Annotated in this window: 3 protein-coding genes; 1 reads left to right on the top strand and 2 read right to left on the bottom strand. The window is 40.7% G+C overall.

What is annotated here, in order from left to right; genetic code table 11:
- The coding region (locus Q7P41_RS09190; RefSeq protein WP_303883696.1) for a hypothetical protein at positions 1 to 284 on the top strand (284 nt) is incomplete at its 5' end.
- A gap of 1,183 nt (positions 285 to 1,467) precedes the next feature.
- Here Q7P41_RS09190 and Q7P41_RS09185 read toward each other — a convergent pair.
- Complete coding sequence (locus tag Q7P41_RS09185; RefSeq protein ID WP_303883695.1) at positions 1,468 to 1,983, bottom strand: flavin reductase family protein; 516 nt, start codon at positions 1,981 to 1,983, stop codon at positions 1,468 to 1,470.
- 222 nt (positions 1,984 to 2,205) lie between these two features.
- Positions 2,206 to 2,472 carry a hypothetical protein gene (locus Q7P41_RS09180; protein ID WP_303883693.1) on the bottom strand — a complete coding sequence of 89 codons (267 nt, stop codon included), beginning with the start codon at positions 2,470 to 2,472 and terminating at the stop codon, positions 2,206 to 2,208.
- Positions 2,473 to 3,670 lie beyond the last annotated feature (1,198 nt).

Raw genomic sequence — 3,670 nt, 5'->3', positions numbered from 1 at the left:
TTGTTGATAAAGCGGGACTTTCGAATCACGATCGAGCGGCATTTCTAACATGTCAGGAAAACCCTCCAATAACTAACGGTAAACTTTCAAAATTTCCTTTCTCGGGCAGGGCTGACTTCCAAAGCCATTCTTTTTTTATTTTCCTCCAAAAAGCCAAAAACACGCAACAGAAATGTACCGCAAAACGCAATGGTAATGGTAGCCAAGCCAGTACCGCGAAGTGGGTACTGAACCGCCCCAGCTATTCCGGAGGCTTTTTATTTGAGTCCAGCTACAACAGCTGAGGTCTCCTGGAAATTATAATACTTTTCCTGAAAACTTCTGCAGGTGAAATATTTCCTATCGCACTAAATATCCTCTTGTTGTTGAGCCAATCAACCCATTCCAACGTGTTAAACTTGATGTCTTTAAAGTCATACAAATGCCTGCGCTTAGCGTTTGCTTCGGTCTTATGTAGACCAATTATGGACTTTGATCAGCACATTATTGCAAAGACCTCCTACACCGCTAACGGAAGGCTCTATCCTTGCCTCGCGTAACTTTTCGGTATAACGTATGGATAAACATCGAAATCCATGGTCAGCTTTTCTGATTCATGTCAGACGTTTTTTGCTAACCAACCCAAGTGTGGCTTAGGTCTAGAGCTTTTCTCCAATAGCGAAGGTTCCCGATTTGTAGAACTTCCAATTATGCCTATATTCGGCAAGAACAGACAATAGTATGAATGGTTTTTGTCAATTGTCCTTGGATGTTGCTAAGCAAAAAGAGCATTAGGAGAAAGCAGGAATATACTTGTAGGCACGATAATCTAGCAGGCCTATTTACTATTTAATCATGCTTACTTTGAAAAAACGACTTGATACTATAGGTGGCTCACAGTCTCCTATTATTGTCCTATTTACCGATCTAGACTGGCTTAAGCTTATTAACGATGCCATGAACCATGCCCAGAGCCAGGCAAAGGGTTGGCCCACCATCACAAAATAAGAGCGATTTAGCACTGATAATCCAGATATATAACTTAGAGAAAGCAAGCATTCTCGACAGTATATTATTCGAGAAAAGGCCACTTGCATCGGAGGAACAGGGCACTGTGCAAGAATTTTCAGAGAAAGGTTATTGTATTGTCAATTCATCGTCAAAATTGGCCTCTATTGCTCGACTTATCCTTTGACATCATGAACGTTGAGATGGTTAAGGTCACATCCTTAGGACTAAAAGAAGCATAAATAAAGCGCGATGCAGACACACAGTCTGGTCCATATGTAGAGAAGGAATTTATTCGGATGAACAAGGAAACTGACTCCGGAACGCACCCGCCTGAGCATACACCAGAGAATGAATAATGGTCACAAATAAGTAGCTGCCTGAACCCACGACTTCATATTAGTTTATCTTTATGCTTTATGCTTTTATCCTATATTTAGATGGTAAAAGGTTGAAGAAATAGTGTCCATAAATATGATTTTATTGTTTGGTGTGGACTTGAACAATTTCACCGTAAAACAATATGTGGTAGTCATTATCAACATACCATTTGTCTTTGATCTCTGGTGCTAGATTAAGCGGTTCCAAAGTTTGCTTGTAGACGATCCTACATTCTAACATAATATCACAGCCATATATGCCAGGCGAAGCCACGGCTGTTCCTGGCTGTCTCTTTAAGCTGAGCTCCTCAAATTTATCTACATTGCGACCGGACTTGCTGCCACAATAGACTAGGGCTTCTTTGAAAGCTCCTCCTAGCGGGACACTTAAAGTAAAGGATTCTGCCTTTTCAATCAGTTGGCGAGTGTAGCGTGAGAGTCGAACCAGAACTATACATACAGGCTTGTCCCATATGCGGCCTAACGTAGCCCAACCTACAGTCATAACGTTGACCTTATCTTCCAAGGCTACCGTAAGAAAAGCGCCCTCCTCGGCTAACTGTGAAATTATCTCCGGAATTATATCGGTTAGATTGACTTCTTTCATGTTTTTCATCAGGGTTGAAGCCTCCTTTTATTTTATTGCTCATTAATTGTATTATTATTCGCTGAACTCGCGAACTGGTATAGAACTCGGCCCTGGAATGGGCAATAAACACCTCATGTAAGCGCAGCTTTTCACACTTGTTCATTTATGCCAACCTACAGTTCTGTCCCTCTGATACTCAAAGCCCCTTTTCTACGAGATAGAGCAGTTTCATGTAGGGGGGGAGCCCCTCTATGACCGTCCGTTAGTTGTTGACATTTGACAGCGAGTGTGCTCAACAATGACTCCTAAATTGAGGTTAGGCACCCTAATGGCAGTTGTATCCAGTGCTCTAGATCTCTCTTCTTGAATAACAGACCGGCTTAAAATGGGGGGATTATAGTCGATAAGGCTCATTTCCGATAAAGCAAATAAATCCACCCTCCTGCATGAAGCATCAGTAATCGTGTTAAGTATGGTATCTAAATTTATCTCCAGCTCATCAACACCTATTTGCACAAGTCGCTCCTCCTCGAAAGCGTGTCTTAAGATTTAATCATTTATTTTTTATAATACCATCTTTGATAAAAAATATTGCAATCAGACAGCACCTAAGAACCGCGTCAAATTTTTATAGGATTTCTAGGAACCAGTCCCCGATGTATCTCAAAGGTCGGTGTTTGCAAGTTAGCTAAAAATCAGATCGCTATGACATATGCCCTTTAAAGACGTGTATAAAGGCGTTACCTTTCCGGTGCCGAGTGGACTCCCCCCCCTTAGAGAAGTTGTTTGCTATCAAGCTACCCCTGCCGGTATAGACGATCAGTCCTGGTATCAGACGGGAATGTATCGCCATATTCACAACTTCAATGGAAAGTTTTTGGGTCAACCGTTGTTTTATAGAGTATTCCACAATCTTTTTTAAGTATTTGTCCACTATAGCCGCTAGGTATAGATATCCTTTCGTAGGTGTGAATATAGGCAATGTCTATAGCTCATCTCTCATCAAGATATAAAGATATGTAGGAAAAAAGTTTCTATCCAGGACTTTACTTACTGCTAAGATATCAAAACCAAAGTAATTCGACATTGAACCTACGTTTTCTTTAAGCCCTTAAGGCTGCCTTTTAAGACATGCCCTGCAGACAACCCTTCATCTTTACGTGAAATACCTTTGAATTATCCTGGAAAGGCGAGTATTTCATTCAGGAACTTTGGAAAAGATGGCCACAGCTTTTATGGTATATTCAGGTCCTCCTGGACAACTGCCAATTTCTTCTTTAAGATGCTGCTTTCTTTTAGGTTCTCCCCTTCAAATTGGATTATATAGTCTAAACTTCATGCATTGAAAGAGGGGGAGGGGCGTTGGTCTTACCTAAAACATAAACGTGCAACGCCTTCCTTAGTTTTACATGACCGTTTCTATAAAGATCCTTTGAACCGCAATAAGGGCAAAACTTTAATTACAATAATTCTTTTTCTTCGACTACCTCTAATACCCTTAGACCTTCTAACCCAAGCAGCTTGCTAATATAATTTTGTGACCTTTGGTCATGTTGATAAGAGCCTCCTTTCTCAATCGGTTGGTTCTTACCACGATTATATTTTTTACGTCAAATTTTCCACACTGAAGATTATAGAGCCCCGAGACCTTGACAATCACGGCGTAATAGTAAGAATAGATTAATGACGATTCCAAGATTGTTTATAACACGAA

This window comes from Acetomicrobium mobile, from assembly GCF_937920065.1.
Note: the sequence above shows the minus strand (reverse complement) of the source record. Positions and strands in the feature narration are given on the sequence as shown.

Excerpts from the sequence above, each read along its gene's own strand:
- Q7P41_RS09185 (WP_303883695.1), bottom strand. The coding sequence starts at position 1,983 with ATGAAAAACATGAAAGAAGTCAATCTAACCGATATAATTCCGGAGATA.